At 73.6% G+C, this 26,667-nt stretch carries 23 protein-coding genes; 9 read left to right on the top strand and 14 right to left on the bottom strand.

Going from position 1 to position 26,667, the window contains the following annotated elements; translation table 11 throughout:
- Window positions 1-22: 22 nt before the first annotated feature.
- Genes E5083_RS22455 through E5083_RS22445 form a run of 3 tightly spaced genes read right to left on the bottom strand, consistent with a single transcriptional unit; the run spans window position 23 to window position 3,719 of the window.
- Window positions 23-1,720, bottom strand: a complete 1,698-nt coding sequence (locus tag E5083_RS22455; protein ID WP_135787469.1) for an L-aspartate oxidase — start codon at window positions 1,718-1,720, stop codon at window positions 23-25.
- Window positions 1,717-2,718: a pantoate--beta-alanine ligase gene (gene panC / locus E5083_RS22450; protein ID WP_135787468.1), complete on the bottom strand. Its 1,002-nt coding sequence runs from the start codon at window positions 2,716-2,718 to the stop codon at window positions 1,717-1,719. The genes E5083_RS22455 and panC overlap by 4 nt, the downstream gene beginning before the upstream one ends.
- Window positions 2,715-3,719, bottom strand: coding sequence for a Rossmann-like and DUF2520 domain-containing protein (locus tag E5083_RS22445; protein WP_135787467.1), 1,005 nt, complete (start codon window positions 3,717-3,719; stop codon window positions 2,715-2,717). The genes panC and E5083_RS22445 overlap by 4 nt, the downstream gene beginning before the upstream one ends.
- A 156-nt stretch (window positions 3,720-3,875) precedes the next feature.
- On the opposite strand from E5083_RS22445, the gene E5083_RS22440 reads away from it, so the two are divergent.
- Together E5083_RS22440 and E5083_RS22435 are read left to right on the top strand one after the other, a co-directional pair.
- On the top strand, window positions 3,876-5,048 hold the full coding sequence (locus E5083_RS22440; RefSeq protein WP_425276739.1) for a threonine aldolase family protein: 1,173 nt from the start codon (window positions 3,876-3,878) through the stop codon (window positions 5,046-5,048).
- A gap of 68 nt (window positions 5,049-5,116) precedes the next feature.
- Window positions 5,117-6,220 carry a DUF5937 family protein gene (locus E5083_RS22435; RefSeq protein ID WP_135787465.1) on the top strand — a complete coding sequence of 368 codons (1,104 nt, stop codon included), beginning with the start codon at window positions 5,117-5,119 and terminating at the stop codon, window positions 6,218-6,220.
- A gap of 3 nt (window positions 6,221-6,223) precedes the next feature.
- On the opposite strand, the gene E5083_RS22430 is transcribed toward E5083_RS22435, so the two are convergent.
- The gene (locus tag E5083_RS22430) at window positions 6,224-6,895 is read right to left on the bottom strand and encodes a response regulator (protein ID WP_135787464.1); all 672 of its coding nucleotides are present in this window, start codon (window positions 6,893-6,895) and stop codon (window positions 6,224-6,226) included.
- A gap of 70 nt (window positions 6,896-6,965) precedes the next feature.
- Window positions 6,966-8,171: a sensor histidine kinase gene (locus E5083_RS22425; RefSeq protein ID WP_135787463.1), complete on the bottom strand. Its 1,206-nt coding sequence runs from the start codon at window positions 8,169-8,171 to the stop codon at window positions 6,966-6,968.
- A 117-nt stretch (window positions 8,172-8,288) separates the two neighbouring features.
- Between E5083_RS22425 and E5083_RS22420 the strand changes: the two genes are divergently transcribed.
- A complete protein-coding gene (locus E5083_RS22420) occupies window positions 8,289-9,284 on the top strand; it encodes an SAM-dependent methyltransferase (RefSeq protein ID WP_135787462.1) in 996 nt (331 codons plus the stop codon).
- Window positions 9,285-9,295: 11 nt separating this feature from the next.
- On the opposite strand, the gene E5083_RS22415 is transcribed toward E5083_RS22420, so the two are convergent.
- From E5083_RS22415 to E5083_RS22405, 3 genes are all read right to left on the bottom strand, one after another.
- A complete protein-coding gene (locus E5083_RS22415) occupies window positions 9,296-10,444 on the bottom strand; it encodes an NADH-quinone oxidoreductase subunit D (RefSeq protein WP_135787461.1) in 1,149 nt (382 codons plus the stop codon).
- Between the two features lie 50 nt (window positions 10,445-10,494).
- Window positions 10,495-11,661, bottom strand: a complete 1,167-nt coding sequence (locus E5083_RS22410; RefSeq protein ID WP_135787460.1) for a hypothetical protein — start codon at window positions 11,659-11,661, stop codon at window positions 10,495-10,497.
- 95 nt (window positions 11,662-11,756) lie between these two features.
- Window positions 11,757-12,887: an alpha/beta hydrolase gene (locus E5083_RS22405; protein ID WP_135787459.1), complete on the bottom strand. Its 1,131-nt coding sequence runs from the start codon at window positions 12,885-12,887 to the stop codon at window positions 11,757-11,759.
- A gap of 220 nt (window positions 12,888-13,107) precedes the next feature.
- On the opposite strand from E5083_RS22405, the gene E5083_RS22400 reads away from it, so the two are divergent.
- The 6 genes from E5083_RS22400 (at window position 13,108) to E5083_RS22375 (ending at window position 18,217) form a co-directional block, all read left to right on the top strand.
- Entirely contained in the window at window positions 13,108-14,922 is a 1,815-nt protein-coding gene (locus tag E5083_RS22400; RefSeq protein ID WP_135787458.1) for a phosphatidylglycerol lysyltransferase domain-containing protein, read from the top strand.
- A gap of 138 nt (window positions 14,923-15,060) precedes the next feature.
- Window positions 15,061-15,921 (top strand): dihydropteroate synthase, encoded by an 861-nt coding sequence (folP, locus tag E5083_RS22395; RefSeq protein ID WP_135787457.1) that lies wholly within the window; start codon window positions 15,061-15,063, stop codon window positions 15,919-15,921.
- Window positions 15,918-16,466 carry a nuclear transport factor 2 family protein gene (locus E5083_RS22390; protein ID WP_135787456.1) on the top strand — a complete coding sequence of 183 codons (549 nt, stop codon included), beginning with the start codon at window positions 15,918-15,920 and terminating at the stop codon, window positions 16,464-16,466. The genes folP and E5083_RS22390 overlap by 4 nt, the downstream gene beginning before the upstream one ends.
- Before the next feature lie 234 nt (window positions 16,467-16,700).
- Window positions 16,701-17,060: a dihydroneopterin aldolase gene (folB, locus tag E5083_RS22385; protein ID WP_030811277.1), complete on the top strand. Its 360-nt coding sequence runs from the start codon at window positions 16,701-16,703 to the stop codon at window positions 17,058-17,060.
- Window positions 17,057-17,668 carry a 2-amino-4-hydroxy-6-hydroxymethyldihydropteridine diphosphokinase gene (gene folK, locus E5083_RS22380; protein ID WP_135787455.1) on the top strand — a complete coding sequence of 204 codons (612 nt, stop codon included), beginning with the start codon at window positions 17,057-17,059 and terminating at the stop codon, window positions 17,666-17,668. The genes folB and folK overlap by 4 nt, the downstream gene beginning before the upstream one ends.
- Window positions 17,669-17,728: 60 nt before the next feature.
- On the top strand, window positions 17,729-18,217 hold the full coding sequence (locus E5083_RS22375) for a DUF3180 domain-containing protein (RefSeq protein WP_135787454.1): 489 nt from the start codon (window positions 17,729-17,731) through the stop codon (window positions 18,215-18,217).
- 45 nt (window positions 18,218-18,262) lie between these two features.
- Here E5083_RS22375 and folE read toward each other — a convergent pair whose 3' ends face one another.
- The 6 genes from folE to dacB form a co-directional block, all read right to left on the bottom strand.
- A complete protein-coding gene (gene folE, locus E5083_RS22370; protein ID WP_135787453.1) occupies window positions 18,263-18,868 on the bottom strand; it encodes a GTP cyclohydrolase I FolE in 606 nt (201 codons plus the stop codon).
- A gap of 111 nt (window positions 18,869-18,979) precedes the next feature.
- Entirely contained in the window at window positions 18,980-21,019 is a 2,040-nt protein-coding gene (gene ftsH / locus E5083_RS22365) for an ATP-dependent zinc metalloprotease FtsH (protein WP_135787452.1), read from the bottom strand.
- Window positions 21,020-21,213: 194 nt separating this feature from the next.
- A complete protein-coding gene (hpt, locus tag E5083_RS22360; RefSeq protein ID WP_031182761.1) occupies window positions 21,214-21,774 on the bottom strand; it encodes a hypoxanthine phosphoribosyltransferase in 561 nt (186 codons plus the stop codon).
- An 85-nt stretch (window positions 21,775-21,859) separates the two neighbouring features.
- Complete coding sequence (gene tilS / locus E5083_RS22355) at window positions 21,860-22,963, bottom strand: tRNA lysidine(34) synthetase TilS (RefSeq protein ID WP_135787451.1); 1,104 nt, start codon at window positions 22,961-22,963, stop codon at window positions 21,860-21,862.
- A 180-nt stretch (window positions 22,964-23,143) separates the two neighbouring features.
- On the bottom strand, window positions 23,144-24,250 hold the full coding sequence (locus E5083_RS22350; RefSeq protein WP_161187155.1) for a zinc-dependent metalloprotease: 1,107 nt from the start codon (window positions 24,248-24,250) through the stop codon (window positions 23,144-23,146).
- 835 nt (window positions 24,251-25,085) lie between these two features.
- Window positions 25,086-26,636, bottom strand: a complete 1,551-nt coding sequence (dacB, locus tag E5083_RS22345) for a D-alanyl-D-alanine carboxypeptidase/D-alanyl-D-alanine endopeptidase (protein ID WP_135787546.1) — start codon at window positions 26,634-26,636, stop codon at window positions 25,086-25,088.
- Window positions 26,637-26,667 lie beyond the last annotated feature (31 nt).

Below are 26,667 nucleotides of genomic sequence, written 5' to 3'. Positions count from 1 at the left end.
GTTCACCCGGTGGACCGAGATGTCACCGGGTAGGGGGGAAGTCTGCGCTGTCGGTGGTGCGTACGGCCAGCGAACGGTCCGCGCGGAGGGTCACCACCAGGTGGCGGCGCCAGTGGAGATCGTCGCGGCCGGCGTGGTCCTCGCGCCAGTGGCAGCCGCGGGTCTCCTCGCGCAGCGCTGCGGCGGCGACCAGGACGCGGGCCACGTCCAGCAGGTTGGTGGCCTCCCAGGTGTCGACGCCGGGCTCGGCGGTCTTGCCCTCGCCGTCCAGGGTGTCGCTGGCGCGGGAGTGCAGCTCCGCGAGGCGCTGTGCGGCACGCTCCAGGGAGGCGGCCGAGCGCAGGACGCCCGCGCCCTCGCTCATGATCCGCTGCACGGCGAGCCGGTCCTCGGGGGCCAGCAGGGGGTGCGCGGGCGTGCCGTGGTGCGGGACGGGGGCCGGTACGCGCGTGTGCGGGCCGTGCGCGGTGTGCTCGGCCGCGATGTCGGCGGCGATGCGCTCGGCGTAGACGAGCCCTTCGAGCAGGGAGTTGGAGGCGAGCCGGTTGGCGCCGTGCACGCCGGTGCAGGCGACCTCGCCGCACGCGTACAGGCCGGGCACCGTCGTACGGCCGCGGTCGTCGGTGCGGACGCCGCCGGAGGCGTAGTGGGCGGCCGGGGCCACCGGGATCGGCTCGGTGACCGGGTCGATGCCGTGGGCGCGGCAGGCGGCCAGGATGGTCGGGAAGCGGTGCTCCCACATGTCGGCGCCGAAGTGCCGGCCGTCGAGGTACATGTGCTCGGCGCCCAGCTCGTGCATCCGCCGCGTGATGCCCTTGGCGACGATGTCGCGCGGGGCCAGCTCGGCCAGCTCGTGCTGCCCGACCATGAAGCGGGTGCCGTCGGCGTCGACCAGGTGGGCGCCCTCGCCTCGCACCGCCTCCGAGACCAGCGGCTGCTGGCCCTCGGCGTCGGGGCCGAGGAACAGCACGGTGGGGTGGAACTGCACGAACTCCAGGTCGCTGACCTCGGCGCCCGCGCGCAGCGCCAGCGCCACGCCGTCGCCGGTGGAGACCGAGGGGTTGGTGGTCGCGGAGAACACCTGGCCCATGCCGCCGGTGGCGAGCACCACGGCGGGCGCGTGCACGGCGCCCACGCCGTCGTGCTGGCCCTCGCCCATGACGTGCAGCGTGACGCCCGCGGTGCGGCCCTCGGCGTCGGTGAGCAGGTCCAGGACGAGCGCGTTCTCGATGGTGCGCAGGCCCCGCGCGCGGACGGCGTCGACCAGCGCGCGGGAGATCTCCGCGCCGGTGGCGTCCCCGCCCGCGTGGGCGATGCGGCGCCGGTGGTGCCCGCCCTCGCGGGTGAGCTGGATCGAGCCCGCGTCGTCGGTGTCGAACCGGGCGCCGGTGTCGATCAGCCGCCGTACGGCGTCGGGGCCCTCGGTGACCAGGAGGCGTACGGCGTCCTCGTCGCACAGGCCCGCGCCCGCGACCAGGGTGTCGTCCAGGTGCTGTGCGGGGGTGTCGCCGTCGCCCAGGGCGGCCGCGATGCCGCCCTGCGCCCAGCGGGTGGAGCCGTCGTCCAGGCGGGCCTTGGTGACGACGACCGTCGTCAGGCCGGCCGCCTCGCAGCGCAGCGCGGCGGTCAGGCCGGCCACGCCGGAGCCGACCACCACGACGTCGGCCGGGATGGACCAGCCGGGGGCGGGCGCGTGCAGTCGTATGCCGGTGCTGTTCACAGGGCGGCTCCAGGGCTGCCGAAGGTGAGCGGGATGTTGTCGATCAGCCGGGTAGAGCCGACCTTCGCGGCGATCGCGAGGACCGCCTCGCCGGTGTAGTCGTCGGCGATCTCGGTGAAGTCGGCCGGGTCGACCAGGGCGAGGTAGTCCAGGTCGAGCGGCGGGTCGAAGCGGGCGGCCTCGTCCAGGGCCTGGCGGGCGGCCGCGCGGACGGCCGCCGGGCCGCCGGGCGCGGCGGTGGCCACGGCGTGCGCGTCGGCCGCCGCCCGCGACTCGCCTATGGCACTCAGCGCCTCCGCGCGCGCGTGCGTGGAGGGCACCTCCAGGGCCCGCGCGCGCAGGGCCTCCTGGGCCGCGTGCCGGTCGCGGCCGGCGAACAGGGCGCGGGACAGGGTGAGGGCGGTGGCGCGCTCCTCGGGGGCGAGGTAGCGGTTGCGGCTGGACAGGGCGAGCCCGTCCTCCTCGCGGACCGTGGGCACGCCGACGATCTCCACGCCGAAGTTGAGGTCGCGCACCATGCGCCGGATGAGCGCGAGCTGCTGGGCGTCCTTCTGCCCGTACAGCGCCACGTCGGGCCGGGTGAGGTGCAGCAGCTTGGCGACGACGGTGAGCATGCCGTCGAAGTGGCCGGGGCGGGTGGCGCCCTCCAGGCGGCCGCCCATGGGGCCCGCGGTGATGCGCACCTGGGGCTCGCCGCCGGGGTAGACCTCGTCCACGGACGGGGCGAACACCGCGTCCGCGCCCGCGCGGCCGGCGAGGGCCAGGTCGGCGTCCAGGGTGCGCGGGTAGCGGTCGAGGTCCTCGCCGGCGCCGAACTGGAGCGGGTTGACGAAGACGGTGACGACGACCTCGCCGTCCGGCCCGGCGATCTCGCGGGCGGCGCGGATCAGCGTGGCGTGGCCCTCGTGCAGGGCGCCCATGGTCATCACGACGGCACGGCGGCCGTGGCGCACGCGCGCGTGCAGCTCGTCGGCGGTGCTCAGCAGGGCGGTGGTCATCGGTCGTTCCCCTCGGGGCCGTTCTCGTCGTCGTCCGCGTCGGTGCCGGTGCCGGGCGCGCTGCCGGTGCCGGTGCCGGTCCCCTCGTCGGCGAGCACGCCGAGCAGGTCCTCGGCCAGCTCGGCCTTGAGCAGGCCGTGGGCGAGGGCGCGGTCGGCGGTCGCGCGGGCCATCGCCACATACCCGGCGACGGTCTGCGGGGAGTGCTCGCGCAGCTCGGCGATGTGCGCGGCGACCGTGCCCGCGTCCCCGCGCGCGACGGGGCCGGTGAGGGCCGCGTCGCCGGAGCGCAGCGCGTTGTCCAGGGCGGCGCCGAGCAGCGGGCCCAGCATCCGGTCGGGGGCGCCGACCCCGGCCGTGCGCAGCAGCTCCATGGACTGGGCGACCAGGGTGATCAGGTGGTTGGAGCCCAGGGCGAGGGCCGCGTGGTAGAGCGGGCGGCTCTCCTCGCTGATCCACTCCGGCTCGCCGCCCATCTCGATGACCAGGGCCTCGGCCGCGAGCCGCAGTTCCCCGGGCGCGGTGACGCCGAAGGAGCAGCCCGCGAGGCGCTGGACGTCGACGGGGCTGCCGGTGAAGGTCATCGCCGGGTGCAGCGCGAGCGGCAGCGCGCCCGCGCGCAGGGCCGGGTCGAGCACCGAGACGCCGTACCGGCCGGAGGTGTGCACGAGGAGCTGGCCGGGGCGGACGGCGCCGGTCTCGGCGAGGCCGGTGACCAGGCCGGGCAGGGCGTCGTCGGGGACGGTGAGCAGCACCAAGTCGGCGCGCTGGAGCACCTCGGCGGGCGGCACCAGGGGCACACCGGGCAGCATCTTCTCCGCGCGCCGCTGGGAGGCGTCGGAGACGCCGGAGACGGCCACCGGGCGGTGTCCGGCGAGCTGGAGGGACGCGGCCAGGGCGGGGCCCACGCGTCCGGCGCCGACGACACCGACGGTGAGCCGCGCGGGGCGGTCCCGGGTGTCTGTGCCGGCTGTGCCTTCAGGGGGATGGACTGTACTCACGCGACCGTGGCCTTCCCGTTCCAGTCCGCTCTGGGTACCGGACGATTTCTCGTCATGTTAACGCTATCCGGTGACCGGCCCCCGGTTGTCCACAGGCTGTGGGCCCCCGCACCGGCCCGCCCGGAAACCGGGTACCCGCGCGGGGCCCGGCGCGGCATGATCCCCCGCATGAGCGACACGACCGAGGACGAACAGCGGCCTTCGATACGGGAGCGGCGCCGGACCGCGATCCGCACCGCCCCGCGCGTGCTGGCGCGCGGCGGCTGGCGCGGCACCCTCCGCGAGCGCCTGGCGGAGCTGACGGAGTCGGCCCCCGAGGTGTACGACCTGGACGAACCCGCCGACCTCTACGGCGACGGCGTGGTGGCCGCCCTGGAGCGCCGGGTCGCGGAACTGCTCGGCACCGAGGCCGCCGTGTTCTTCCCGACCGGCACCATGGCCCAGCAGGTCGCCCTGCGCTGCTGGGCCGCGCGTACCGGCAACCCGGCCGTCGCCCTGCACGCCCTGTCCCACCCCGAGGTGCACGAACGTCATGCGTTCAGCCAGGTCAGCGGGTTGCGCCCGGTGACCGTGAGCCAGGAGCCGCGCCCGGTGACGGCGGCCGACGTGCACGGCCTGGACGAGCCCCTCGGCGCCCTCATGCTGGAGCTCCCGCTGCGCGACGCCGGGTTCCTGCTGCCCTCCTGGGAGGAGCTGACCGAGGCGGTCGACGCCGCGCGGGAGCGCGAGGCGGTGGTGCACTTCGACGGCGCCCGCCTCTGGGAGGCCACCGAGCACTTCGGCCGCCCTTTGGAGGAGATCGCGGCCCTGGCCGACAGCGTCTACGTGTCGTTCTACAAGTCCCTCGGCGGCCTGGGCGGCGCCGCGCTCGCCGGCCCCGCGAGCCTCGTCGAGGAGGCGCGCACCTGGCGGCACCGGTACGGGGGCATGGTCTTCCAGCAGTTCCCCACCGCGCTCTCCGCCCTCGCCGGCCTGGACCGGGAGCTGCCGAGGCTTCCGGAGTACGTCCGGCACGCGCGCGTGGTCGCCGCCGCGCTGCGCGAGGGGTTCGCCGAGGCCGGGCTGCCGTGGGTCCGGGTCCACCCCGAGGTGCCGCACACCCACGACTTCCAGGTCTGGCTCCCGTACGAGCCCGAGGTCCTCGCGGAGGCTGCGGTACGCCAGGCCGAGGAGACCGGCACCCTGCTGTTCGCCGGCGGCTGGGACTCCCGCGGCCCCGGCCTCTCCTTCACGGAGACCGGGGTCCGCGCGGCGGGCCTGGAGTGGACGGCACGCGACGTACGGGACGCGGCCGTGGACTTCGCCGGACGGCTGGCCCAAGGCACCTGACGTCCCGTCGATTGACGGTGGCCGTCAATCCGGGGGGCGTTGTCAGTGGTGGGGGGCACCATGGGCACATGAGCGTGACCATCGACGTCAAGGGGCTCCCGGCGGAGCGCATCTCCGTGGTGCCCTCACCGCTGACCGAGCTGGGGATGGCCCTGCACGCGCTCAGCGAGCCCGGTCACCATCCGGACCTCCAGGGCTGGGCGACCGCCGTGTCCGGCCGGCTGGACCCGTGCCTGGCCGACCGGCTCTGCGAGGCGGACTTCCTGTGGCGCACCACGTTCTCCGACGTGTTCGCCCCCTTCGCCGGGCTCCCCGGCCGGCGCGGGCTGCCGGGCGGCACGCTCGCCGAGGAACTCGACCTGCTGGACAAGCTGACGGACGAGCAGTTCGTCGACGCGGCCCTGGAGTTCACCTGCCACTCCCAGTACTCCCGGCAGAGCCCCGGCCCGCTGGGCGACCCGGAGCTGCGCCGCCGCGCCCTGGATCTGGCCGCCGCGCGCGGTGCCGTCCAGGAGCGGTTCGCCCGGCGCCTGCTGGAAGACCCGCCGGCGGTCCGCGCCTGGTTCCGGCAGCTCGTGCTCGACTGCGACGAGGCGTTCTTCGCCGACACCTGGGCCCGGCTGCAACCCCAACTCGCCGCCGACGCACGGCACAAGACCGAGCTGCTGCGCCGCAAGGGCCCCGCCGAGGCCCTCTCCTCGCTCTCCGGCGCGGTGTCGCTGGACGAGGAGGCCGGAATCGTCACGATCGACAAGCTCCTGGTGGGCCGGGGCACCACCGGTGACGGCGGGCTCGTCCTGGTGCCGACCAGCCTCGGGTGGCCGCATGTGATGGTGCTGCACCGGTACGGCTGGCAGCCCGTGATCACCTACCCCGCCAAGGCCACCCGCCCCAAGGCGCCCACCGTGGAGCAGCTCACCCTGCGCATGGAGGCCCTCGCCCACCCCGCGCGCCTGCGCCTGTGCCGCCACCTCGCCCGCAGCCCGCACAGCACCAGCGAACTCGCCGACGCGCACGGCATGTCCGCGCCGGAGATATCCCGCCACCTGGCCGTGCTCAAGAAGGCCGGCCTGATCACAAGCTGCCGCCAGGGCCGGTACGTCCAGCACCAACTGGACCTGGCCGCCGTGTCCCGGCTGGGCAGCGACTTCATCGAGGGCGTACTGCGCTGATCCCTACGGCTGCCCGCCCGCGCGGACCAGCCCGGTCTCGTAGGCGAGGACGACCACCTGGACCCGGTCGCGCAGCCCCAGCTTGGTGAGGATGCGGCCCACATGGGTCTTCACGGTGGCCTCGGAGAGGACCAGGCGGGCGGCGATCTCGCCGTTGGAGAGCCCCTGGGCGACCAGCACCATGACCTCGCGCTCGCGCTCGGTGAGCCGGGACAGCTCCGCGTGCCGGGGCTCCTTGACGGCCGAGGGCAGCATCGGGGCGAACCGGTCGAGCAGCCGGCGTGTGGTGGAGGGGGCCACGACCGCGTCCCCGCTGTGCACCGCGCGGATCGCGCTGAGCAGCTCGCCCGGCGGCACGTCCTTGAGCATGAAACCGGAGGCGCCCGCCTTCAGCCCGGAGAAGGCGTACTCGTCCAGGTCGAACGTGGTCAGGATGAGCACCTTGGGCGGCTCGGGCTCGGCGCAGATGCGCCGGGTGGTCTCCACCCCGTCCAGCTTGGGCATGCGCACGTCCATCAGGACCACGTCGACCGGGGTGGTGGCCAGCACCTGGAGCGCCTCCACCCCGTCACCCGCCTCCGCGACGACCTCCATGTCCGGCTGGGCGGCGAGCACCATCCGGAAACCGGTGCGCAGCAGCACCTGATCGTCGACGAGCATCACGCGGATCGCCATCGGGGTCCTCTTCCGTGTCCTTCTCGGGGTGTGCGGGCTTCAGGTGTGCGGGGCGCGTTCGTGACAGGTGTCAGTGCGCCGGTTTCAGCGGGAGCAGCGCGCTGATGCGGAAGCCGCCGCCGGGGCGCGGCCCGGCGTCCAGGGTGCCGCCGACCATGCCGACCCGCTCCCGCATGCCGATCAGGCCGTGTCCCTGGCCGTCCGCGCCGCCCTCCTCGTACAGCTCGTGCGGGGCGCCCTTGCCGTCGTCCTCGACCAGCAGGCCGAGCCCGTCGTCGAAGTACACCAGCCGGACGCTGGCGCCCGCCTCGGGCCCGCCGTGCTTGCGGGTGTTGGTGAGCGCCTCCTGCACGATCCGGTACGCGGTCAGCTCCACCCCGCTGGGCAGGGGGCGCGGGGTGCCCTCGACCTTGAAGTCCACCGGCAGCCCGGAGTCGCGGCACTGCTCGATCAGGTCGTCGATCTGCTCCACGTCGGGCTGCGGGACGTACTCCCCGCTCTCCTGGTGCTCGCCGGTGCGCAGCACGCCCAGCAGGCGGCGCATCTCGGCCAGCGCCTGGCGGCCGGTGGAGGAGATCGTCTCCAGCGCCTGGCGGGCCTGGTCGGGGGCGGCGTCCAGGACGTAGGCGGCGCCGTCGGCCTGCACCACCATCACCGAGACGTTGTGCGCGACCACGTCGTGCAGCTCGCGGGCGATCCGGGCGCGCTCGGCGGCGACGGCGACCTTGGCCTGCGCCTCGCGCTCCTTCTCCAGCCGGGCGGCGCGCTCCTCGAGCTGGGCGAAGTAGGCGCGGCGGGTGCGCATGGAGTCGCCGAGCACCCAGGCCAGCGCGAAGGGCACCGTCTGGAACACCGCGAGCGCGATCTGCCCCAGCCCGCTGACCTGCTCGTTCGGCCAGCGCAACTGCGCCAGCGAGGCCGCGACCAGGCTGGTGGCGAGCGCCAGCCGGGAGGCCCACAGGGCGCCGGTCGCGGCGACCGTGTAGACGACCACCAGCATGGTGAAGTCGGCGACGACCGGCTCGACGTCCAGGATGAGCTGCGCCAGCCCGGTGACCAGCACCGCGACCAGCATCAGCTCGGGCAGACGGCGGCGCAGGGCCAGGATCACGCACAGCACGGTGGAGATCGTCCAGGCCGCGGCGAAGGAGCCGTGGTGGTGCGGGGTGCCGTCCATGTTCACCACGCTCACGCCGGAGAGCCCGAGCAGGACGACGGCCCAGAAGCAGTCGACCCCCGTGGGGTGGCGGCGGAGGAAGTCATAGAGGCGCTGCACGTCATCAGCGTAGGGAAACCCGGTGCGCGCGGGGGTCAGCCGAAGGGGCGATCCGTGCCCGGCACACGTACGCCGCAAGGTGGATGCCCCGGTCCTCTGTACGCCTAGGCTGACCCGGTGCGGGAGACATCGGAGCAGGGCTGGCGGGCGGCCACCGAGCGGGCGCTGTACGGGCCCCAGGGCTTCTACCGGCGTCCCGAGGGCCCCGCCGGGCACTTCCGGACCTCCGTGCACGCCTCGCCGCTGTACGCCGCCGCCGTGGCCCGGCTGCTGTGCCGGGTGGACGGGGCGCTGGGGCGGCCCGAGGTGCTGGACTTCGTCGATCTCGGCGCGGGGCGCGGGGAGTTGGTCCAGGGGGTGCTGGCCGCGCTGCCGGACGAGGTGGCGGCGCGCACGCGGGCGTACGCCGTGGAGGTCGCGGACCGGCCCGAGGGGCTGGACGGGCGGATAGCGTGGCGGACCGAGGTGCCCGAGCGGGTCACCGGGCTGCTGTTCGCCAACGAGTGGCTGGACAACGTACCCGTGGACGTGGCCGAGACCGACCGCGCGGGCGTGCCCCGGCGGGTGCTGGTCGCGTCGGACGGCACCGAGCGGCTCGGGGAGCCGGTGACGGGCGCGGACGCCGCGTGGCTGGCCCGGTGGTGGCCGCTGGCCGCCGAGGAGGGGCTGCGGGCGGAGATCGGGCTGCCGAGGGACCGGGCCTGGGCCGGAGCCGTCGGCCGGGTGGAGCGGGGCCTCGCGGTGGCCGTGGACTACGCCCACACCCTCGGCACCCGCCCGCCCTACGGCACGCTCACCGGGTTCCGCGCGGGCCGGGAGACGGCCCCGGTGCCCGACGGCACCTGCGACATCACCGCGCACGTCGCCCTGGACGCCTGCGCGGCGGCCGGAAGCGCCCACGGCACCCCCCGCCTGCTCACCCAGCGCGAAGCCCTGCGCGCGCTGCATGTCACCGGCGCACGCCCCCCGCTCGCGCTGGCCGGCACCGACCCCGCGGCCTACGTACGCGCCCTCGCGGACGCCGGAGCCGCCGCCGAACTCACCGCGCCGGGCGGCCTCGGCGACTTCGGCTGGCTCCTCCAGCCGGCCGGGATGCCCGAGCCGCCTCTGTGACCTATTTGGCGCTATTTGTCGATGTCTCCGACCACGAAGAACAGCGACCCCAGGATCGCCACCATGTCGGAGACCAGCGTCCCCGGCAGCAGCTCCCCCAGCACCTGGATGTTGTTGTACGACGCCGACCGCAGCTTCAGCCGGTACGGCGTCTTCTCGCCCTTGCTGACCAGGTAGTAGCCGTTGATGCCGAGCGGGTTCTCGGTCCAGGCGTAGGTGTGCCCCTCGGGCGCCTTCAGCACCTTGGGCAGCCGCTGGTTGACCGGGCCGGGCGGCAGCTCCGCGAGCCGGTCCAGACAGGCGTCCGCGAGGTCGAGCGCGTTGTGGGTCTGCTCCAGCAGCACCTCGAAGCGGGCCAGGCAGTCGCCCTCGGTCCGGGTGACGACCTTCAGGGTGTCCTGGAGGTCCCCGTAGGCGAGGTACGGCTCGTCGCGGCGCAGGTCGAAGTCGACGCCGGAGGCGCGCGCGATGGGCCCGCTCACGCCGTACGCGTGCACGGCCTCCGGGGTCAGCGCCCCCACGCCCCGCGTGCGCCCCCGGAAGATCTCGTTGCCGAGCACCAGGTCGTCGAAGACGTCCATGCGGGAGCGGACGGCGGCCACCGCGTCCCGCGCGCGTCCGGTCCAGCCGTCGGTGAGGTCCTCCTTGAGGCCGCCGACCCGGTTGAACATGTAGTGCATGCGCCCGCCGGAGACCTCCTCCATCACGTTCTGGAGGACCTCGCGCTCCCGGAACGCGTAGAAGACCGGGGTGATCCCGCCCAGCTCCAGCGGATAGGAGCCGAGGAACATCAGGTGGTTGAGCACCCGGTTCAGCTCGGCGAGCAGGGTCCGGGTCCACACCGCGCGCTCGGGCACCTCCATGCCGAGCATCCGCTCGACGGCGATGACCACGCCCAGCTCGTTGGAGAACGCCGACAGCCAGTCGTGGCGGTTGGCCAGCATGATGATCTGCCGGTAGTCACGGGCCTCGAACAGCTTCTCCGCGCCCCGGTGCATATAGCCGATCACCGGCTCGGCGCGCTCGATGCGCTCGCCGTCCAGCACCAGCCGCAGCCGGAGCACGCCGTGCGTGGAGGGGTGCTGCGGGCCGATGTTGAGCACCATGTCGGTGCTCTCGGCGGCACCGCCGATCCCGACCGTGGTCTCCGTGGCAGTCATGCGTCCCAGTCTCCCCCACGCCCGGGCCCCCACGTCCGCGGGAGACAGGATCAGGAGGCCGCGCTGCGCAGCCCCTCCACGTCGATGTGCTCGGTCTCGTCGTGCGCGGTCAGATCGATGACCTGGCCCACGTCGTAGGTGCCGGCGGGCTTGTACGCCGTCCCGGCGTCCGCCTTGTGCAGGGCGAGGGCCTCCTGCCCGACCACGTCGGCCAGGTCCTCGTTGCGCACGTCCATCGCCGCGGAGGTGTCCTTCTGCGTACCGAAGAAGTCGAACCCGCCCTCGACCAGCGGACGCCGGGAGGGCGCGGCCGGTACGACGGCGACGGCGGTCGGCACGGTGAAGTGCCCGGCGGGGCGCTGCCCGGCGACGGTGTGCGCCTGCGCCTCCTCCGGCGTCTCCTCGGGGATGGTGTGCGCCTCGGTCACTTCGCCTTCGGCGTCCACGGGTCCCAGACCCTCGGCGGGCGCCTCGGCTCGCTCGGCGGGGGCGTGCTCGTCGGCGCCGGCCTCAGTGGCCGTACCGTCCGGATCTCCTTTGGCGACGGCTTCCACCCCGGACTCCGCCTCGGCGTCCGCAGCGGCTTCGGGCCCGGGCTCCTCCACCGGCTCCGCCGACCGCTCCAGCCGCGCCAGCGCGGTCGCGGCCTTCAGGTACAGCTCCTTGGCGGAGACGGCCGCCGGAGCCTCCGGGGTCTCGGTGGTGTCCGCCACGGTCTCCGCGCTCGGCCCGGCCGGCAGCGCGAGGGCGCCGGACTCCGGCACCGCCTCGATCTCCAGCAGCCGCCGCCCCTCCAGCGCGCTCGCGCGCTCGGTCTCGGCGGTGGCGTACCGGCGCAGCAGGGAGGCGTGTTCATTGCGCAGCCCGGCCAGTTCGGCGCGCTTGGCCCGCAGGCGCCGCTCCAGCTTGGCGCGCAGCTCGCGCGACTCCTCCAGGTCGGTCTCCAGTTCGGCGACCCGTTCGTCGTACCGCCATTCGTCGCTGACCCGGGCGCGGGTCAGCTCGGCGACCTGCTTGCCCGCCTGTGCGTCCCACTGGCGCATGACGACCGCGCCGCCGATCGCGGTGAGCGCGGCGACGCCGGCCAGGGCGCGCACCACCCCGAGGGAGGAGAACACCCAGGGTGCCAGCGCGCAGACGACGGCGACACCGGCGATCGCGGAGGGAGGCAACAGCCGGTGCAGAGGCGGTGAATGGCGGTGGCGTCCACGTGGCATGGCCAGAAACTTACCGCGCGTAGGCGCCTCATGGGCCCCCGAGGCCCAAAAATCCGGCCACGGCAAGGGCTTCACGGGGTTTCAGCACCCCCGGCTCAACGGTCGCTGAGCTGCCCGCTGAGCCACTGGAGGGCGGGCGGGACCTCGCGCCGCCAGGTGTTGAAGTTGTGACCGCCGCTCTCCAGGATGATGGAGGAGATCCTGGTCCGGCCGGTGGCGCGCACCTCCTTCACGAACCTGAGCGTGTCCCGGTAGTTGTGTTCGCCGACCTTGCTGCTGGTGACGAGCAGGGAGGTGTCGGGCGCCGGTTCGTGCGCGAGCAGCCAGTGCAGATCGGCGTGATCACGCAGGCTGCGGTCGCCGTGGAAGAGGTCGCCGGTGGTGGGGTCGAGGGGCGCGGTGTAGTACGCCGAGAGGCCGGCGCCGGCCGCGTAGACGTCCGGATGGCGCATGGCGAGCTTGAGGGAGCAGTAGCCGCCGGTGGAGTCGCCGATGATGCCCCAGCTTCCGGGGCGGGCGCCGGCCCGGTAGTGCGCGAGGACGGCCTCGGGGAGGTCCTTGGCGAAGAAGGTCTCGGTCTGCGGGCCCTGCGGGATGTCCACGCACTCGGTGTCGCGCGGGGGCGCCACGGTGGGCCGCATCATCACCAGGATCATCGGCTGCGCCCGCCCGTCCTTGGCCAGACCCCGCGCCACCGCCGGGTACTTGAGCTTGGTGACGAGGGCCTGCGCGGTGCCGGGGTAGCCGGTCAGCACCACCGAGACCGGGAACGTACGGGTGCGGAACCGGGGCTGGAAGTACTCCGGGGGCAGATACACGTAGGCCGGGGTGGCGATGCGGGAGACCCGGCCGACGATGTCGACCTTCTGTACCTGGCCCACCGCCGAGGCGCGTGAACCGTCGTCGCCCGGCGGGGACTTGATGCTCACCACCTGGAGCGGGCCGCCCGCGCCGGTGGTGGTCGCCGACTGGTCGACCAGGACGCCCTGTTCGGTCTCCCGGCCGAGCAGGTCGTCCCAGCCCGCGTAGAAGCCGAAGCTCTGGTTGGCGGCCACCCCGAGGGAGCCGATGAGCGCCAACTGGGTGGCGAGCAGCAGGCCGATCCGGCCGGCGAGGGCCGCCCAGCTCCGCCGGGCCAGGCGCGGCCACAGCCACAGCGTGGCCCCGAAGAGCACCACGGCGACCGCCACCGCCAGCACCAGAAGTGAGTTGCTCGTGAGACCCATGGCCGTCCTGCCTGCGCTTTCCGCCTCGGACACCGTGCGGTGGCACGGACTTGCCCCAGGCTTTCCTTGACCTTTGACCCGGCTTTCCGGAGCGGGAGGAACCTGTCTCCCCAAGACACCGTCCTAGAGGGCGCAATGTCACCGGATGCCCGATCGGCACCGGGTTTCAAGGTCTCTCGCAGAGCTACGGGATGCGATGTCTGTCAGGATAGATGGGGAATTGTCAGGCGGGGTTCCGCGGGGTTCGGACCGGGCGCGGCGCATACTGCGCGGCCCGCGCGCCGAGGCCGTCCCCACCCTGATCGGCCGGGCGTGCGCCCTCGTCGGCCTGCTCGACATCGCCGCGGGTGTCTTCCCGCGCTTCCGTCACAGCCGTATGCACGCGATCGCGGAGGCGCTGCCCGGTTCCTTCGGGCCGTTCGCGGCGGCCCTCTCGCTCAGCGCGGGCGTGCTGCTGCTCCTGCTCGCGCACGGGCTCAAACGCCGCAAGCGGCGCGCCTGGCGGGCCGCCGTGGTGCTGCTCCCGGCCGGTGCGGTCGCCGAGTTCGTGTACCGGCACTCGCTGCTCGGCGTGTTCATCTCGGTCGCGCTCCTGGTGCCGCTGCTGCGCCACCGCGCCGAGTTCGCCGCGCTGCCCGACCCGCGCAGCCGCTGGCGGGCCCTGGCCAACTTCGTCCTCATGAGCGCCGGTTCCCTCGTCCTCGGACTGGTCATCGTCAGCGTCCACCCCGAGCGGACCCTCGGCGACCCGAGCCTGGCCGATCGGCTGACCCACGTGGTCTACGGCCTGTTCGGCTTCGAGGGCCCCGTCGACTACCAGGGCAGCACCTCCTGGACGGTCGCCTGCTCCCTCGGCGCGCTCGGCTGGCTCACCGCCGTCACCACCAGCTACCTCGCCTTCCGGCCCGAACACCCCGCCGCCCGCCTCACCGAGGAGGACGAGGCACGCCTGCGGGACCTGCTGGACCGGCACGGCCGCCGCGACTCCCTCGGCCACTTCGCGCTGCGCCGGGACAAGGCCGTCGTCTTCTCCCCCAGCGGCAAGGCCGCCGTCACCTACCGGGTCGTCTCCGGCGTGATGCTGGCCAGCGGCGACCCCATCGGGGACGTGGAGGCGTGGCCCGGCGCCATCGAGCGCTTCATGGACGAGGCCAAGGCCCACTCCTGGACCCCCGCCGTCATGGGCTGCTCGGAGACGGGCGGCGAGGTGTGGACCCGTGAGACCGGCCTGGACGCCCTGGAGCTGGGCGACGAGGCGGTGGTCGACGTGGCGGATTTCTCCCTGGCCGGACGCGCGATGCGCAATGTGCGCCAGATGGTCAAGCGCATCGAGCGGGCCGGCTACGAGACCCGCGTCCGGCGCGTCCGTGATCTCTCCGCCGGCGAGCTGGAGCGGGTACGGCTGGCCGCCGAGGACTGGCGGGGCACCGACAACGAGCGCGGCTTCTCCATGGCGCTCGGCCGCATCGGCGACCCCGCCGACGGCGACTGCCTGATCGCCACCGCCCACAAACAGGACGACACACCCGGCCCGTACGGCGATCTGAAGGCGATCCTGCACTTCGTGCCGTGGGGCCAGGACGGCGTCTCGCTGGACCTGATGCGCCGTGACCGGACGGCCGACCCCGGCATGAACGAGCTGCTCATCGTCGCCGCCCTCCAGGCCGCGCCCAAGCTCGGCATCGCCCGCGTCTCGCTCAACTTCGCCATGTTCCGCGCCGCCCTCGCGCGCGGCGAGAAGATCGGCGCCGGGCCGGTGCTGCGGGCCTGGCGGGGGCTGCTGGTGTTCCTCTCCCGCTGGTTCCAGATCGAGTCGCTGTACAAGTTCAACGCCAAGTTCCAGCCCCGCTGGGAGCCCCGCTTCGTGGTCTACCGGGCCTCGGCCGACCTGCCCCGCATCGGCTTCGCCGCGATGCAGGCGGAGGGCTTCGTGGACCTCGCGCTGCCGCTGCCCCGCTTCCTGCGGCGCCGCCGGAACGCCGCCGCCCGGCCCTGCGCGCACCGCTCCCCCGAGCACGGCGTACGGGCCGCCTGACCCGGCCGGACCAATCCCGCCCAGCTCGCGCGGAGGGCCGCGCAGGCCCCGGACCGCCTTGCCGAGACGGTCCGGAAGGGGCCGTTCCGTACCGACCCGCGCACCTTCGCCGTGCACCTCGGGGCCTACGCTGAACGTATGAAGAACCTCAGCGGGCGCGGCGAAGTGGCGGGTCTTCCGACGTGGGACCGCTGCGCGGTCATGGGCGTCGTCAACGTCACCCCCGACTCCTTCTCCGACGGCGGCCGCTGGTTCGACACCACGGCCGCCGTCAAGCACGGGCTCGACCTCGCGGCCGAGGGCGCCGATCTGGTCGACGTCGGCGGCGAGTCCACCCGGCCCGGCGCGACCCGCGTCGACGAGGCCGAGGAGCTGCGCCGCGTGGTCCCCGTCGTACGCGGCCTGGCCGCCGAGGGCGTGACGGTCTCCGTCGACACCATGCGCGCGGCCGTCGCCGAGCAGGCGCTCGCGGCGGGCGCCGTCCTCGTCAACGACGTCAGCGGCGGCCTCGCCGACCCTGCGATGCTGCCCGTGGTCGCGCGGACCGGCGCCCCCTTCGTGGTCATGCACTGGCGCGGCCTCCTGGAGGGCGGCAACGTCCGGGGCGTCTACGAGGACGTCGTCACCGAGGTCTGCGACGAGCTGCACGCGCGCGTGGAGGCCGTCCTCGCGGCGGGCGTCGCCCCGGAGCGCGTCGTAATCGACCCCGGCCTCGGCTTCTCCAAGGAGGCCGAGCACGACCTCGCCCTCCTCGCTCACCTCGACCACCTGCGCGCGCTGGGCCACCCTCTCCTGGTCGCCGCCTCCCGCAAACGCTTCCTCGGCCACGTCCTGGCCGGCCCCGAGGGCCCCACCCCACCCGCCCGCGAACGCGACGCCGCCACCGCCGCCGTCTCCGCCCTCGCCGCCCACGCCGGCGCCTGGGCCGTCCGCGTCCACGAGGTACGCGCCACGGCCGACGCGGTCCGCGTGGCCCGCGCGGTGGAGGGCGCCCGGTGAGCGCCGCGGACGTCGATGTCGAAGAGGTGTCCGCCGCCAACACCTCCTTCTACGAGGCGATGGAGCGCGGTGACTTCGAGGAGGTGGCCGGGCTCTGGCTGGCCCCCACCGACCTGGGCGTCGACGAGGAGTACCACGACCCCGCCGACACCGGGGTCGTCTCCTGCGTCCACCCCGGCTGGCCGGTGCTCACCGGGCGCGGCGAGGTGCTCAGGTCGTACGCGCTGATCATGGCGAACACCGACTACATCCAGTTCTTCCTCACCGATGTGCATGTCTCGGTCACCGGGAACACCGCGATCGTGAGCTGCACCGAGAACATCCTCAGCGGCGGGCCCGCGCCCGAGGAGGGCGAGGAGCTGGGGCCGCTGGTCGGGCAGCTCGTCGTCGCCACCAATGTGTTCCGGCGCACCCCCGAGGGCTGGAAGCTGTGGTCCCACCACGCCTCCCCGGTCCTCGCCACGTCCGAGGAGGACGAGGACGAGGATGAGGGCGGGGCCGGCGGCGACGAGGGCGTGGGGCCGGACGACGGCACGCTGGCCTGAGGCGTGGTTGGAATCACGTTCGCCGGGGTAAGTGCGGCTACCACCGACGGCACGACCGGTTCCCCCTGGGCAGGCACCTGGGCAAACGCCCGGTGAACCCTTCCGGTACCGGCGCCGGGCCACACCCCCGTGGCCCGGCCCTGTCCGTGCGCGCAGGTAGATTCGTCCAGGGCCGGTGTGCCGCCCGAGCGCGGCAGCGACCGGCCGTTCCCGACGATTGCAGGAGTGATTCGCGTGGATCGTGTCGCGCTGCGGGGCCTGAAGGCCCGTGGGCACCACGGGGTGTTCCCCAAGGAACGCGAGGAGGGCCAGACCTTCATCGTGGACCTCGTCCTGGGTCTGGACACCCGCCCGGCCGCGGCCGACGACGACCTCACCAAGACCGTGCACTACGGCATCGTGGCCGAGGAGGCCGTGGCCGTGGTCGAGGGCGAGCCGGTCAACCTGATCGAGACCCTCGCCGAGCGGATCGCGCAGACCTGTCTGAAGCACGAAGGCGTCCAGGAGATCGAGGTCTGCGTCCACAAGCCGGACGCCCCGATCACCGTCCCCTTCGACGACGTGACCGTCACCATCCTCCGGAGCCGAGCATGACCCGCCCCTTCAGCAAGGGTCACAGCGACCCGACCGTCCAGCCGGTGCCCGCGTCCGTCGTCCAGCAGGTCGACGACGCCGACTCCACCCTGCACAACCCCCAGCGGGCCGTCCTCTCCCTCGGCTCCAACCTCGGCAACCGCCTGGAGACCCTCCAGGGCGCCGTGGACGCGCTGGAGGACACCCCCGGCGTCCGCGTCAAGGCCGTCTCCCCGGTGTACGAGACCGAGCCGTGGGGCGTCGAGCCCGGCAGCCAGCCCTCGTACCTGAACGCGGTCGTGGTCCTGAAGACCACCCTGCCGCCGTCCTCGCTGCTGGAGCGGGCGCAGGCGGTCGAGGAGGCGTTCCACCGGGTCCGCGACGAGCAGTGGGGCCCGCGCACCCTGGACGTCGACATCGTGTCCTACGCCGACGTCACCTCCGCCGACCCCCGGCTCACCCTCCCCCACCCGCGGGCCCACCAGCGGGCCTTCGTCCTCGCCCCCTGGCACGACGTGGACCCCGCCGCCGAGCTGCCCGGCCAGGGCGCGGTCGCCGGTCTGCTGTCCGGTGTCACCCGCGAGGGAGTCGCGCCCCGCGCGGATCTGGAACTCCGACTGCCCGAGTAGTCGTTAAGGTCGACAACGACCACGGGCCCGGCACGGTCCGGGGGGACCTGAAGGGACACCGTGAAACAGCTTCGCATCAGGGTGCTGGCAGGCGTGTTCGTCGTCGCCGGAGTCCTGTCCTGGGCCGGCGCGCGCCTCTGGAACTCGCTCGGCACCCTGCCCGGCGTACCGGTGGCCGCGCCCATCGTGCTCGCGCTGATCGCCGTGGTCCTGTTCGCCACGGCGCTCTCCCTGCGCGCCCGCCTCAAGGCCCAGCGCGAGCGCCGCCCCGACGCCAAGGGCGTCGACCCGATGATGGCCGCCCGCGCGGTCGTCTTCGGCCACGCCAGCGCCCTGGTCGCCGCCCTGGTCAGCGGGGTCTACGGCGGCACCGGCGTCCTCCTGCTGGAGCTGCTCGACATCCCGGCCCGCCGCGACCAGGCCATCTACGCCGGCTTCTCCGTCCTGGCCGGCTTCGCCGTCATAGCGGCCGCCATCCTCCTCGAACGCATCTGCCGCCTCCCCGAGGACGACGACACCCCGCCCACCGGCACGGAACCGGCCGCCTGAGGGGCCGCCGGTCCGCCGGATCGAGCGGGGTGGGGGGAGGCGCGGTCAGCGCGCCATGATGAGGCTCATCGCCTCGTTGCGGGTCGTCGCGTCCCGTAGCTGGCCGCGCACCGCCGAGGTGATGGTCTTCGCGCCCGGCTTGCGGATGCCGCGCATGGACATGCACATGTGCTCGCACTCGATCACCACGATCACGCCGCGCGGCTCGAGTATCTCCATCAGCGAGTCCGCGATCTGCGTGGTGAGCCGCTCCTGCACCTGCGGGCGGCGCGCGTACACGTCCACCAGCCGGGCGAGCTTCGACAGGCCGGTGATCTTCCCCGTGACCGAGGGGATGTAGCCCACGTGCGCCACGCCCCGGAAGGGGACCAGATGGTGCTCACAGGTGCTGTAGACCTCGATGTCCTTCACCAGGACCATCTCGTCGTGCCCGAGGTCGAACGTCGTGGTGAGCACGTCCTCCGCGCGCTGCCGGAGCCCGGAGAAGATCTCCCGGTACGCCCGTGCCACCCGTGCCGGGGTCTCCAGGAGGCCCTCGCGGTCGGGGTCCTCGCCGACGGCTATCAGGAGCTCGCGGACGGCGTTCTCGGCGCGTTTCTCGTCGAACTCGCCGATGGTGCCGTCTCCGGCCAGCGTCACGGGGTCGGTCATGTGGTGCCTCGTTCCTGTGCGTCCAGCGCGCGGGCATGGTGAAATGCCGCGCCCCCCAGGCTAGAACCCGGGGGGCGCGGCATACATTCCGGCCAGTGGCCGAAGGGAGCGTCAGCTCTCGGGGCGGTCCTCGGGGGACGGCTCCGGGACCGGACCGTGCTCGGTCGTCGTGGACTTGACCGTGCTGATCGCGGGCGTCGCGCCGTTCGCACCGTTGGTCAGTGCCAGCTCCCGGGGGGAGAGCACCGGCGGGCGGGTGGACGGCGTACGCCGCGAGGAGCCGGTCCAGGCCGGACGCGGCGGGCGCTTGTGGATCGACGCGAAGATCTCGGCGATCTCCTCCTTGCCCAGGGTCTCCTTCTCCAGGAGCGCCAGGACCAGGTTGTCGAGCACGTCCCGGTTCTCGACCAGGATCTCCCACGCCTCGTTGTGCGCGGTCTCGATGAGCTTCTTGACCTCTTCGTCGACCAGCCCGGCGACCTCTTCCGAGTAGTCGCGCTGGTGCGACATCTCACGGCCGAGGAAGGGCTCGGAGTTGTCGCCGCCGAACTTGATGGCGCCGAGCCGCTCGGTCATGCCGTACTGGGTGACCATCGCGCGGGCCACGTTGGTGGCCTTCTCGATGTCGTTCGCGGCGCCGGTGGTCGGGTCGTGGAAGACCAGTTCCTCCGCCGCGCGTCCGCCCAGCATGTAGGCGAGCTGGTCGAGCATCTCGTTGCGCGTGGTCGAGTACTTGTCCTCGTCCGGGAGCACCATCGTGTAGCCCAGGGCACGGCCGCGGGACAGGATGGTGATCTTGTGGACGGGGTCGGAGTTCGGCGAGGCCGCCGCGACCAGGGCGTGTCCGCCCTCGTGGTACGCGGTGATCTTCTTCTCCTTGTCCGACATGATCCGGGTCCGCTTCTGCGGGCCCGCGACCACACGGTCGATCGCCTCGTCCAGCGCCTTGTTGTCGATCAGCTTCTGGTCGCTGCGCGCGGTGAGCAGCGCCGCCTCGTTGAGCACGTTGGCCAGGTCGGCGCCGGTCATGCCGGGGGTCCGGCGGGCGACGGCGGCCAGGTCGACGTCGGGCGCGACCGGCTTGCCCTTCTGGTGGACCTTGAGGATCTCCAGGCGGCCCTGGAGGTCCGGCGGGTCGACCGCGATCTGCCGGTCGAAACGACCGGGACGCAGCAGGGCCGGGTCCAGGATGTCGGGCCGGTTCGTGGCGGCGATCAGGATGACGCCGCCCTTCACGTCGAAGCCGTCCATCTCGACCAGGAGCTGGTTCAGGGTCTGCTCGCGCTCGTCGTGACCGCCGCCGAGCCCGGCACCGCGGTGCCGGCCGACCGCGTCGATCTCGTCGACGAAGACGATCGCCGGGGCGTTCGCCTTGGCCTGCTCGAACAGGTCACGCACACGGGAGGCACCGACACCGACGAACATCTCGACGAAGTCGGAACCGGAGATCGAGTAGAACGGCACCCCGGCCTCGCCCGCGACGGCACGCGCCAGCAGGGTCTTGCCGGTACCCGGGCGGCCGTACAGCAGCACGCCCTTGGGGATCTTGGCGCCGACGGCCTGGAACTTGGCCGGCTCCTGGAGGAACTCCTTGATCTCGTGGAGCTCCTCGACGGCCTCGTCACAGCCGGCGACGTCGGAGAAGGTGGTCTTCGGCGTGTCCTTGGTGATGAGCTTCGCCTTGGACTTGCCGAAGTTCATGACCCGCGAACCACCGCCCTGCATCTGGTTCATCAGGAACAGGAACACGACCACGATCAGGACGAAGGGCAGCAGGGTGAGCAGCACGCCGACGAACGGGCTCTGCTTCGAGGGAGAGACGGTGTATCCCTCGGTGATCTGCTTGTCCTGGTACTTGTTCTGCAGCGTCTGCGCCAGTGCCACGCCCTGGTCGCCGATGTAGCTCGCCTGGATCTTCGAGCTGTCCTTGACCTTGACGCCGTCCTTGAGCGTGACCTTGATGGTCTGCTCGTCACCGGTGGTCAGCTTGGCCGACTTGATCTTGTTGTCGTTGATCGCCGCCACGACCTGGCCGGTGTCCACCGTCTTGTAGCCGCCGGAATTGCCGACGACCTGCATCAACACGACCACGGCAAGGACGGCCAGCACGATCCACATGACCGGCCCACGGAAGTATCGCTTCACGTCCATCCACACGGAGCGGTGACGCCCCGTCCCTCCTGCCATAGTGAGTTTGATAAGACAGTTCTTCTGACGGTACCCCAGCCTCGTCGTCCGCAGCCGCACTCGGCGGCCCGGACGGACCACGGCCCGTCTTCCAATGCTCCAACGTCACGGAGCCCGCCGGGGTTCCCGATCTTCCCCGGCGGTGTGCGCCGCTGGGGTCAGCCGCCGTAGACGTGGGGCGCGAGCGTACCGACGAACGGGAGGTTCCGGTACTTCTCGGCGTAGTCCAGGCCGTAGCCGACCACGAACTCGTTCGGGATGTCGAAGCCGGCCCACTCCACGTCGATGGAGACCTTGGCGGCGTCCGGCTTGCGGAGCAGCGTGCACACCTTCAGGGAGGCGGGCTCGCGCGAGCCGAGGTTGTTGATCAGCCAGGACAGGGTCAGCCCGGAGTCGATGATGTCCTCGACGATCAGGACGTGCCGGCCCTTGATGTCGGTGTCGAGGTCCTTGAGGATGCGGACGACACCGGAGGACTGGGTGCCCGCGCCGTAGGAGGACACGGCCATCCAGTCCATGGTGACGGGGGTGGACAGCGCACGCGCCAGGTCCGCCATGACCATGACGGCGCCCTTGAGGACACCGACGATCAGCAGGTCCTTGCCCGCGTACTCCGCGTCGATCTTCGCGGCCAGCTCGGCCAGCTTCGCGTCGATCTCTTCCTTGGTGATGAGCACCCGCTGGAGGTCGGCACCCATGTCTTTCGCGTCCACCCGCATCACTTTCGGTCGTCCCGCATGTACGGCCGCGCCGGCGGCCACCGGCAGGCCCGGCCCGTCGGAGTCGGGCTCCGGGGGTCGGATTTCAGCCTTGCCGAATCACCAGTCTGCCACCCTGCCGCTGGGCGACGACCTTGCCCGGCAGATTGATGGCTCCCTGGCCGCGCCAGCCGGTGATCAGGCGGTCCATCTCCTCGATGTGCCGGGCGAAGAGCGAACCGGCCGGAGCGCCCGCCTCGATGGCGGCCCGGCGCAGCACCCGGCGGCGCACGGCGGGCGGCAGCGCGTAGAGCTTGGCGCACTCCAGCACCCCCTCGGCGTCCCGTACGGAGGACTCGGCCTGGCCGGCCCAGGCGTCCAGGGCGTCGGCGTCGTCGCGGGAGAGCTGGGCGGTGCGGGCGAGCGCCTCCACGACGCCCTTGCCGAGCGCCTTCTCCAGCGCGGGCAGGCCCTCGTGGCGCAGCCGGGAGCGGGTGTAGGCCGGGTCGGTGTTGTGCGGGTCGTCCCAGACGGACAGCGACTGGACCAGGCACGCCTTGCGGGCGGTCTGCCGGTCGAGCTGGAGGAACGGGCGCCGGTAACGGCCGTCGGCCCCCGAGACCGCGGCCATGCCGGACAGCGAGCGGATGCCGGAGCCGCGGGCGAGGCCGAGCAGGACGGTCTCGGCCTGGTCGTCGCGGGTGTGGCCGAGCAGGACGGCGGCGGCGCCGTGGCGTTCGGCCGCGGCGTCCAGGGCGGCGTACCGGGCGTCCCGCGCGGCCGCCTCGGGGCCGCCGTCGCGGCCCACGGTGACGGCGACGGACTCCACCGGGGCGAGGCCGAGTTCGCGCAGTCTGAGGGCGACCTCGTCGGCGCGCAGGGCGGAGCCGGGCTGGAGGCCGTGGTCGACGGTGACACCGCCGGCGCGCAGGCCGAGGCGGGGGGCCTCGAAGGCGAGGGCGGAGGCGAGCGCCATGGAGTCGGCGCCGCCGGAGCAGGCGACGAGCACGAGCGGCGCGGTGGCGGGGGCGGGGCCCCGGTGGCGCTGCGCGGTGCTCGGGCCGCCGGTTCGGTGGGCGACGGCGACGGCGCCGTGGCCGCCGCTGCCGTGGGCGGTGCTGCCGTGCTCGGCGGCCTGGCCGGTGGCGATGTCGTGGAGGACGCGGCGGACCGCCAGGCGTATCGCCGCGACCGCGGGATGGGGACCCATGTCCGGTTCCCTTCATGAAGTTTCGGGGGACGAGCCCGAAGTCCGGTCACTCAGAGTGCGTCGATGGTGACAGAAGCGGGCCCTTCCCCGAGCATTGCACGCCTACGCATGGCTGACGGTCCCTCGGACGGGTGATTGGAGGGGCGTTTCCCTGCCGTCTGCCCGCCCTCCGGACTCGCCTCAGGGTTCCGTCGTGCGGTGCACGCGCGCGACCCAGCCGGCCGGGTCGGAGATCTCGGCCTTGGTGGGCAGCGTGTTGGGCGAGGTCCACACCCGGTTGAAGCCGTCCATGCCGACCTCGTCGACGACCGCGCGGACGAAGCGCTCGCCGTCCCGGTACTGGCGCAGCTTGGCGTCGAGCCCGAGGAGCTTGCGCAGCGCGAGGTCGAGGCGGGAGGCGCCCTTGGCCCGGCGCTGCTGGAACTTCTCGCGGATCTCGGCGACGCTCGGCACGACCTCGGGGCCGACGCCGTCCATGACGAAGTCGGCGTGCCCCTCCAGCAGGGACATGACGGCGGTCAGGCGGCCGAGGATCTCCCGCTGGGCCGGGGACTGCACCAGCTCCACCAGCGAGCGTCCGCCGTCCTCCTGCTCGCCCTCGGGGCGGCCCCCGGCGAGCGACTGGGCGGCGTCCCGGATGCGTTCGAGGAACGTCATCGGGTCGACGTCGGTCTCCGCGAGGAACGCCTGGATCTCGCCCTCCAGGTGGTCGCGGAGCCAGGGCACGGCGGTGAACTGGGTACGGTGCGTCTCCTCGTGCAGGCACACCCAGAGCCGGAAGTCGTGGGGGTCCACGTCGAGTTCGCGCTCCACGTGGACGATGTTCGGCGCGACGAGCAGCAGCCGGCCGCCTCCGCCGGGCGCGGTGCCGGCCGGCAGGTCGGGGGCGGCGGGGGCGAAGGTCTCGTACTGGCCGAGGACGCGGGAGGACAGGAACGACAGCAGCATGCCGAGTTCCACGCCGGTCACCTTGCCGCCGACGGCACCGAGGACGGCGTTGCCCGCGCCGGGGCCGCGCCGCTCCTGCATCTTGTCGAGCAGCGGCCGCAGCAGCTCCCGGAACCCGGCGACGTTGGCCCGCACCCAGCCGGGCCGGTCGACGACCAGTACGGGGGTGTCGTGGACGTCCCCGGTCCCCATGCGGGTGAACGCCCGTACGTGTTCCTCGGAGACCTTGGCGTGCCGGCGCAGCTCCGCCACCACCGCCCTGGCCTCGTCCCGGCTGATCTCCGGCCCCGGCCGCACGAGCCGCGTCGCGGTCGCCACCGCGAGGTTCCAGTCGACCATCCCCTGAGAAGCGGTGCCACCGAAGCTCGTCATGCGTCAACGGTACGTGAGCCCCAGCCCTCCGGGCAGTCCGCGAACGGGCCGGGCCGGGCCCCCGGTGACGGCGGGGCCTCGGCGGAGACGGGCGCCGAAGCCCATGGGCCGATCCCGCACCCCACCACGCGGCCTGCCACCGGCCCGGCAGGGCCCGGGGGCCGGCAGGGCCGGGGGGGCGGCAGGGCCCGGGGGGCGCCGGCTCAGCGGGACGGCCGGACACCGGCGGGGTCCGGCGGAGACGGCGCCGACATCCACGGGACGAGCCGCACCACAGCACGTGGCCCACCACCTACGTCCCGCAGGTAGCCGGGACCGGCAGGCCCAGCGAGACGGCGGACGCCGACGACGCCAAGCCCCCGCCCACCCACCGGACAAGCCCGCACGGCGTGACCCACCGCCTCGGCCCGCCGGGGCGGCCGGGACCGGCAGGACGGCGGACGCCGAAGGCGCCAAGCGCCCCCACGCCCCCACGGGACAAGCCCGCACGGCGTGGCCCACCGCCTCGGCCCGGCAGGGCAGCCGGGGCCGGCAGGCCCGGCGGGACGGCGGACGTCGACGGTGCCGAGCGCCCGCGCGGGTCTGCGGGACGAGTCCGCACCGCGCCCCGGTCCGGCAGGCCCCGCGGGGCGGGCGGACAGCGGCGGGGTCAATGGCCCGAGCGCCTTGGACGCCGGGGCTCCGCCGGGCGGGCCCCGTGTGGCCTGCCCGCTGAACCCGGCGGTCGGCCCTCTTGGCGCTTCCGGCGCCGAAACCCACCCCGCCAGGGGCGCCCGGCGCGGGCCCGTCGAACCGCCGGAGGCTACCCGCAGCCGCAGTTGGCCAGGGTGGTTGCCGTGTGGTCGAGGGCGGACTGGGCGGACTGGGGGTCGGTGGTGCCTGAGGTGAGGAAGGCGAAGGTGAGGAGGTGGCCGTCCTTGGTGACGACCGTGCCGGCGAGGGAGTTGACGCCGGTCAGGGTGCCGGTCTTGGCGCGGATGAGGCCGGCCGCGCCGCCGTCGGCGTAGCGCTCGGCCAGGGTGCCGGTGAACCCGCCGACGGGCAGGCCGGTGAGGACGGACCGCAGGCCGGGCCGGGCGGGGTCGGCTGCGGTGGCGAGCAGGGAGGTCAGGAGGTCGGCGGTGAGCCGGTCGTCCCGGTCGAGCCCGCTGCCGTCGTGGAAGGAGGCACCGCGCATCGGCAGCCCGAGCTTGGTCAGCCGGGCGGCGACGGCCTTGGCGCCGCCCGCGAAGCTGCCGGGCTGCCCGGAGGCGAGGGCGGTCTGCCGGGCCAGCGCCTCGGCGATGTCGTTGTCGCTGTTGGTCAGCATCCGCTCGACCACGTCGGACAGCGGGGGCGAGGAGACGGAGGCGAGGGTCGTCGCGCGGGAGGTGGCCTTGGAGGGGCCGGGCGGGGTCGCCTTGACGCCCGCGTCCTTCAGGAACCCCGCGAAGGCGCGCGCGGCCTCGGCGGCCGGGTCGGCCACGCGGGTCACCGGCCCGCTGCTGGAGTTGTCGGTGCGGCCCTCGTCGGCGGTGAGGGCGGTGACCTCGGCGAGGTTGTCGTTGACGCCGATGGGGTGCCGCGAGGGGCCGGAGTAGAGCGTCGTGTCGTAGGACAGCGTGACCTTGTCGACGCCCCGCTTCTTGAGCGCGGCGGCGGTGCCGGAGGCCAGGGTGCGCAGGCTGGCCCAGCCGCCGCTCGCCTTGTGCGCGGTGAGGGTGGGGTCGCCGCCGCCGACGAGGACCAGTTCGCCGGTGTCGGGTTCGAGCGCGGTGCGGGTGGTGAGCCGGTGGTCGGGGCCGAGCGCGGACAGTGCGGCGACCGCGGTGGCGATCTTGGTGGTGGAGGCGGGCGTGAACGCCTGGTCGGAGTGGGTGCCGTAGAGGCGGCGCCCGGTGGCCACGTCCACGACGGCGGCGGCCTGGCCCTCGCCGAGGGCGGGGTCGGCCAGCAGGGGGCCCAGGACGCCCGCGATGCCGCTCGGCGGCACCTTGCCGGACTTCGCGGGCTCCGCGGCCGCGCCGAGCGCGCGCAGCACGGGCGGGGCGCTCGGAACGGCGTCCGAACCGCCCGCCGGGACGCCGCCGCCGTCGTGATCTGCGCCACGTGCGAGCGTGAGGGCGACCGCGCGGTCCCGCTCGGCCGTACGCTGACCCGCGCCGTCGAAGGGGCCGGCCACGGCCACTGCGCCGGCGGCCAGGGCCAGTCCGGCGGTGGCCGCCGAGGCGGTGAAGTACCAGGTCCGAGAGGGCCTGGGACCGGACCGGCCGGGTCCGGGACGCAGGGCGGACGTCAACCGCGCAAGACGCGGTTTCACGACGGACGCGGTGTGCGCCAGACTCGGTCGTAGAGCGTCCGCGAGCCGCTTCACATGCGGTCTCACGGACCGCAAAGGTCCCAGC

The sequence above is a fragment of the Streptomyces bauhiniae genome, from assembly GCF_004784475.1.
Classification (GTDB): domain Bacteria; phylum Actinomycetota; class Actinomycetes; order Streptomycetales; family Streptomycetaceae; genus Streptomyces; species Streptomyces seoulensis.
The sequence above is the reverse complement of the archived record's forward strand: the minus strand, read 5'-3'. Positions and strand labels throughout refer to the sequence as shown.

What these genes read in the sequence shown, in the direction of transcription:
- panC (WP_135787468.1), bottom strand. Translation starts at nt 2,718, where the DNA reads ATGACCACCGCCCTGCTGAGCACCGCCGACGAGCTGCACGCGCGCGTG.
- E5083_RS22440 (WP_425276739.1), top strand. Translation starts at nt 3,876, where the DNA reads ATGATCCCCCGCATGAGCGACACGACCGAGGACGAACAGCGGCCTTCG.
- E5083_RS22435 (WP_135787465.1), top strand. Translation starts at nt 5,117, where the DNA reads ATGAGCGTGACCATCGACGTCAAGGGGCTCCCGGCGGAGCGCATCTCC.
- E5083_RS22430 (WP_135787464.1), bottom strand. Translation starts at nt 6,895, where the DNA reads ATGGCGATCCGCGTGATGCTCGTCGACGATCAGGTGCTGCTGCGCACC.
- E5083_RS22415 (WP_135787461.1), bottom strand. Translation starts at nt 10,444, where the DNA reads ATGACTGCCACGGAGACCACGGTCGGGATCGGCGGTGCCGCCGAGAGC.
- E5083_RS22410 (WP_135787460.1), bottom strand. Translation starts at nt 11,661, where the DNA reads ATGCCACGTGGACGCCACCGCCATTCACCGCCTCTGCACCGGCTGTTG.
- E5083_RS22405 (WP_135787459.1), bottom strand. Translation starts at nt 12,887, where the DNA reads ATGGGTCTCACGAGCAACTCACTTCTGGTGCTGGCGGTGGCGGTCGCC.
- folP (WP_135787457.1), top strand. Translation starts at nt 15,061, where the DNA reads ATGAAGAACCTCAGCGGGCGCGGCGAAGTGGCGGGTCTTCCGACGTGG.
- folK (WP_135787455.1), top strand. Translation starts at nt 17,057, where the DNA reads ATGACCCGCCCCTTCAGCAAGGGTCACAGCGACCCGACCGTCCAGCCG.
- folE (WP_135787453.1), bottom strand. Translation starts at nt 18,868, where the DNA reads ATGACCGACCCCGTGACGCTGGCCGGAGACGGCACCATCGGCGAGTTC.
- ftsH (WP_135787452.1), bottom strand. Translation starts at nt 21,019, where the DNA reads ATGGACGTGAAGCGATACTTCCGTGGGCCGGTCATGTGGATCGTGCTG.
- hpt (WP_031182761.1), bottom strand. Translation starts at nt 21,774, where the DNA reads ATGCGGGTGGACGCGAAAGACATGGGTGCCGACCTCCAGCGGGTGCTC.
- tilS (WP_135787451.1), bottom strand. Translation starts at nt 22,963, where the DNA reads ATGGGTCCCCATCCCGCGGTCGCGGCGATACGCCTGGCGGTCCGCCGC.
- E5083_RS22350 (WP_161187155.1), bottom strand. Translation starts at nt 24,250, where the DNA reads ATGGTCGACTGGAACCTCGCGGTGGCGACCGCGACGCGGCTCGTGCGG.